Genomic DNA, 5,376 nt, shown 5'->3' with positions numbered 1-5,376 from the left:
CCCCCGCCCCGGAGCGCACCTTCACCCTGGCCGGAGTCGGCCGCCGCCGCTGACCGGGACCGCCGGACGGCGCGCGGCCCGCCGGGGCGGACGGCGGGTCAGACGGCGCGCCTGGCCAGCGGCCACCGCCTCCGGGCGGCCAGGCCGGGAGTCCCGGCGGGCGCGAGGGACGCGGTGGCGTCGTGGACCCACCCCAGGTGGCTGCGGCCGTTGACCCGCTGGCGGACGGCCGGGACGTAGGAGTCCGCCCGGATGCCCTCGTAGCCGTGCCGCACGATGGAGTGGTAGATGTCGTCGGACACGACCAGCACCAGCGGCGCGCGGACCCGCCGCAGCGCGTCCTTGGTCTCCGGCGAGTCCAGCAGCCGGAAGGCGACGTCGAGGGCCTCGCCGAAATTGCCGCGGCCGTCGCTGTGCACTTCCCCGGCGTGCACGACGACGCGAATGCGAATTCGCCGGTCACCGCCCGGAGCGATCACCGGTTCCGAATTGTATTCGGCGAGCAGGGCCGACAGGATCGGCACGACCGGGTGGAGCAGAAGCGTTTTCGGGACCTCGTCGAGAGGACGGACGAGAACGAGCATCCCGTCGCCGCGGTCGACGTACGCCTCCCGGTACCGTTCCACGATTCCGGCCCGGTTGAACGCCTCTTCCAGCAGCCGGTAGAGCACGCTGCGCAGTTCGGCCTTCACCGGGTCGCTGCGGCTGGTGGAGCCCTCGATGTCGACCGCCATGATGGTTCGGTAGCGCGGCCGGAGCAGGGCCCGGTCCACGTCCGGGAGCCTCGGCCCGGACGCGTCGACGCGCGACGCGTCCACCAGTACGGGCCTCCGGGCCCCTGCCCGGCTCCCGTCGGTCACCGTCTCCTGGTTCATTTCCCCCCGAGCCCCTTTCCCGCCTAGTCCCCGTAGCCGCCGAAAATATCCTTGCAGTACGACATCCAACGGGCAATCCAGGTCATCCCGGTGGCGGCCCCGGGGTTTCCCCGTTAGCGTTAATTGGTTTCACCGGGAAATGGCGCGTGCGCCCGTGGCGCCGGGCGTCCGGCGGCGGCGTGCCCGGGAAAGCACGGAGACCGGCCCCGTGGGTATCCGGTGGCAGGACGTGCCCGCAGGTCCGAGCATGGAAAGGGTGGTCGTGGTGATATCCGCCCCGCGGAGGCGCAGGTCGCCGCCGTGGTTCGGCGCGGAGACGAGGCGCGCCCTCGCCGCCGGGGCGGCGGTGGCGGGGCTGGCGCTCGTCGCGGGCTGGCCGTACTGGCGGGAGCATCCGGGCGCGGCCGCGATCACGCTGGTGAACTGCGCCGCGATCGCGGTGGTGGGCGTCCTGCTGGCGACCGGGACGCGGACGCGGCGCACCGGCCTGCTGTTCGTGACCGCGTCGGTGTGCTGGGCGGCCAACTGGGCGGCGAGCTGGGACGCGGGCATCGGGCCGATGCTGTCGCCCTACGCGCAGGCCGAGTTCTATCTCGCGCTCGCCGTGGGTGTGCTGCTGTATCCGAGCGGGAGGCTGGAGTACCTGGCCGACCGGATCTGGACGGTCATGGCGTGCGTGATCCTCCTCGGCTGTCCGACGGCGCTGTGGATGACCTCCGAGCCGCATTGGGCCGCGTTCCGCGGCGAGTCGGTCTGGTGGCCCGCGCCGTATCCCGACCTCGCCCTGTTCGAGACCGTCCTGCGGGTCTCCGCGCTGCTGTACCTCTTCCTGGCCCTCTCGTTCGCCGTCGTGCTGCTGTTCCGGCTGCCCCGGATGGGCCGTCTGCGGCGCCTGCTCACCCTCCCGGTCACCGCCGCGCTGGCGTTCGTCGGGATCTCCGCCGCGGTGACCCAGAGGCCGATCATGGAACCCTCGATCAGCCTGGACGACCTGCTCCAGGTGTACGTGGCCCAGGGCGCGGTCATCGCCCTCGTCCCGCTGACGCTGCTGGCGTCCGGGCTGCGGATCCGCTTCAGCGAGCTGACCGTCGCCGGCCGGATGCTCCGGCTCACCTCGCCGGTGTCCGTGGAGCGGGTCCGCGACGCCCTGCGGGACGTCCTGCACGACCCGGCGCTGCAACTGTGGTTCTGGGCGCCGATGGAGGGGACCTACGTCGACACCGAGGGACGTCCCGTCGACCTCGGCCCCGGCGGGGACGCGGGCGGCCCCGCCGCCGGTGAGCGGGCGGGGGACACGGGACGCTGGCGGCACCGGGTCCTCAGCGCCTCCGGAGACCCGCTCGCCGTCGTGGAGCTCGGCGGCGCGCTCCGCGACCACGGCTCGCTGGTCGAGGCCGCGCTCGTCGCGGGCGGCCGGGCGCTGGAGACCGCGCGGCTGCAGGCCAGCGTCCACGCGGGACTCGAACAGGTCCGGTCCGCCTACCGCCGCCTCCTGCGGGCCGAGACCGTCGAGCGCGAGCGGCTCGCCCGCGACCTGCACGACGGCGCCCAGCAGCGGCTGCTGGCGCTCGGCGCGATGCTCGGGACGCTGGAGGCGGTGACCGACGACCCCGCGGTGAAGGAGCACGCCCGGACCTGCCGCGCCGAGCTGATGGAGGCGCTCGCCGAACTGCGGGCGCTGGCCCGCGAGGTCCAGCCGGCGCTGCTCGTCCAGGACGGCCTCGGGCCCGCGCTGGAGGTCGTCGCCGAGCGGGTCGGCATCCGCGTCAAGCTGGACGTCACCCCGCGGCGGTTCTCCCGTGAGGTCGAGTCCACGCTTTACTCCGTGCTTTGCGAGACCTTGTCGTACGCTGTCGACCGCGCGCGTGCGACCGAGGTGCTCGTGCGGGTCGCCGCCGGGGACGGACGGCTGGTCGCGGAGGTCAGCGACGACGGCACCGGTCCCGCCGACCCCGCGGCCGACCTGGCCGGGCTCTCCGGCCGGGTCAGGGCGCTGCGCGGCAGCGTGGAAGTCGACGGAGGCCCCGGGCGGGGCACGACGGTAAGGATGGACCTGCCATGCGAGTAGCCGTGGCGGAGGACAGCGGGATCTTCCGGCAGGCGCTGGTCACCCTGCTCACCACGGTCGGCATCGAGGTCGTCGTGTCCGCCGCCTCCGGCGACGAGCTCGTCGCCCGCGTCACCGGCGACCCGCCCGACGTGGCGATCGTCGACCTGCACATGCCGCCGACCTACACCAACGAGGGCGTCGTCGCCGCCCGCCGCCTGCTGGAGCGCCACCCCGGCCTCGGCGTGCTCGTCCTGTCGGCCTACAACGAGACGCCGCAGGCGATGGAGCTGTTCCGGGACCAGCCGCGCGGCGTCGGCTACCTGCTGAAGGACCACGTGACGGACGTGGAGAACCTGCGCTCCGCGCTGGAGCGCGTCATGCGCGGCGAGGTCGTCATCGACCCCGACGTGGTGAGCCGGCTGGTCGAGGCCCGGCACCGGGAGCACGAGCTGGCCCGGCTGTCCGAGCGTGAGCGGGAGGTCCTCGCCCTGATGGCCGAGGGCCACTCCAACGCGGGGATCGGCAAGCGGCTGCACCTGTCCGCGCGGACCGTCGAGGACCATGTGCGGGCGATCTTCACCAAGCTCAAGATCACTTCGTCGGGAGGGCCGCCGGGGCCGCAGGACAGCAACAAGCGCGTCCTCGCCGTGCTCACGTGGCTGCGCGCCGCCGAGGCCCGCTGAGGCCCGCCCTGCCCGCTGACCGCATCCGGGCTCGCTGACCGCATCCGGCCGGAGCCCGCGCGCGGCTTCGCGTCCCGCCCGTCCCGGGCATCAATCGGGTAACGAGCCCTCGCGTCCGGCGGTCGCGGTGCGGAAAACTGACCGTGCCGGTCGGGTCGCGTCAGGTGATCCGGTGGCGGCTTCCGCGCGCCGCCGGACGCGCCGCGGGCCCGCCCGCCCGAGGCCGCGCCCGGCGCACTCCCCATGCTGCGTGCGCCGCCTCCCCGCGCACATCCAGGGAAACACCCTTTCCCGGCCGGTGATGACCCGGACGACACGGAAGGAGCGCGGTGACGCCCGTTCCCTGGCGGCCGCCCCTGTGGCTCGGCGCGCGGGTCCGCCGCGCCGTGGGCGCGGGCGCCGCCGTCGCGGCGGCCGCGCTGGCGTGCGGCTGGCCGTACTGGCGCGCCGAACCCGCGGCCGCCGCGGTCACCCTCGCCTGCTGCGGCGGGTTCGCGATCGCCGGCGGGCTGCTGGCCGCGGGCCGGCTCGGCCGCGGGACGGGCACGGCGTTCGTCATCGCCGCGGCGGCCTGGGCGGCCATCTGGTCGGCGTCCTGGAACGCAGGCGCGGGCCCGGTCGTGTCCGTGTTCGCCCAGTCGGTGTTCTTCACCGCCATCGGCATCGGCGTCCTGCTCTACCCCGGAGGGCGCCTGGACGGGCCCGCCGCCCGGGCCTGGACGGCCGCCGCCGTCCTGATCATGGTCGGCGGCCAGGCCGTCCTGTGCGCGGTCTCGCGGCCCCGGTGGAACGGCTTCGCCGCGACGGTGATCTGGCCGGCGGTGCATCCCGACCGGGAGGTCTTCCACGCCGTCCAGCGCGGGCTGACGGCCGTGTCGGCGGCGCTGGCCGGCGCCCTGGTGGTCATCCTGGTGGCGCGGCTGCCGCGGATCGGGCGGCTGGACCGCAGGCTCACCCTCCCGGTCGCGGCCACCGTGACGATCGGCGTCACCGGGGCCCTGGTGATCCAGGGCTCGCTCATCGGCGCCGGCGTGGACCTGGACGACGTCCTGCGGGTCTACCTCGTGCAGGGGGTCTTCGCCACGGCGTTGCCGCTCGCCTTCCTCGGCACCTCGCTGCGCGCCCGGCTGGCCGAGCTGACCGTCGCCGAGCGGATGCAGCGGCTCACCGACCCGGTCTCCGTCGAGAACGTCCGCGGCGCCCTGCGCAGCGTCCTCGGCGACGACTCGCTCGACCTGTGGCTCTGGACCGACGGCGGCTACGTGGACGTGACCGGGCGGCCGGTGGACGCCTCGCCGGACGGAGCCCCGGGACGCTGGCGGCACGAGGTCAGGACGTCCGCGGGGGAGCCCCTCGCAACCGTGGACGTCGCCGTCGCGCTCCGCGACCACGAGCCGCTCGTCGAGGCCGCGCTCGTCGCGGGCGGCCGCGCCCTGGAGACCGCGCGGCTGGAGGCGGTGGCCCAGGGCAACCTCGAACGGGCCCGCGACGCGCAGGAGCGGCTCGTCCGCGTCCAGGCGGCCGAACGCGAGCGGCTGGCCGCCGACCTGCAGCGCAGCGCCCAGCAGCGGCTCCGCGCACTGGAGGTGATGCTCGCCGAACTGGAGGCCGCGGCCGGGGACGCGCATGCGCGCGAGCAGGCGCGGACGTGCCGCCGCGAGCTGGCCGAGGCGGTCGCCGAGCTGGACGACCTCGCCCGCGGGGTGCATCCCGCGATCCTCGCCGACGCCGGCCTCGCCCCGGCGATGGAGCTGGTCGCCGCCCGCGC

At 75.1% G+C, this 5,376-nt stretch carries 3 protein-coding genes and 1 pseudogene; 3 read left to right on the top strand and 1 reads right to left on the bottom strand.

Going from position 1 to position 5,376, the window contains the following annotated elements; translation table 11 throughout:
• Nucleotides 1-98: 98 nt before the first annotated feature.
• On the bottom strand, nt 99-875 hold the full coding sequence (locus E1285_RS42890) for a hypothetical protein (protein ID WP_132160656.1): 777 nt from the start codon (nt 873-875) through the stop codon (nt 99-101).
• 247 nt (nt 876-1,122) lie between these two features.
• Here E1285_RS42890 and E1285_RS42885 point away from each other — a divergent pair, with 247 nt between their 5' ends.
• The 3 genes and pseudogenes from E1285_RS42885 to E1285_RS42875 all read left to right on the top strand — a co-directional run.
• The gene (locus tag E1285_RS42885) at nt 1,123-2,943 is read left to right on the top strand and encodes a histidine kinase (protein ID WP_132160655.1); all 1,821 of its coding nucleotides are present in this window, start codon (nt 1,123-1,125) and stop codon (nt 2,941-2,943) included.
• On the top strand, nt 2,934-3,608 hold the full coding sequence (locus E1285_RS42880) for a response regulator transcription factor (RefSeq protein ID WP_132160654.1): 675 nt from the start codon (nt 2,934-2,936) through the stop codon (nt 3,606-3,608). The genes E1285_RS42885 and E1285_RS42880 overlap by 10 nt, the downstream gene beginning before the upstream one ends.
• Nucleotides 3,609-3,937: 329 nt before the next feature.
• A pseudogene (locus E1285_RS42875) lies at nt 3,938-5,376 on the top strand (hypothetical protein); the annotation flags it as partial.

This window comes from Actinomadura sp. 7K507 (assembly GCF_004348425.1).
Taxonomy (GTDB): domain Bacteria; phylum Actinomycetota; class Actinomycetes; order Streptosporangiales; family Streptosporangiaceae; genus Spirillospora.
The sequence above is the reverse complement of the archived record's forward strand: the minus strand, read 5'-3'. Positions and strand labels throughout refer to the sequence as shown.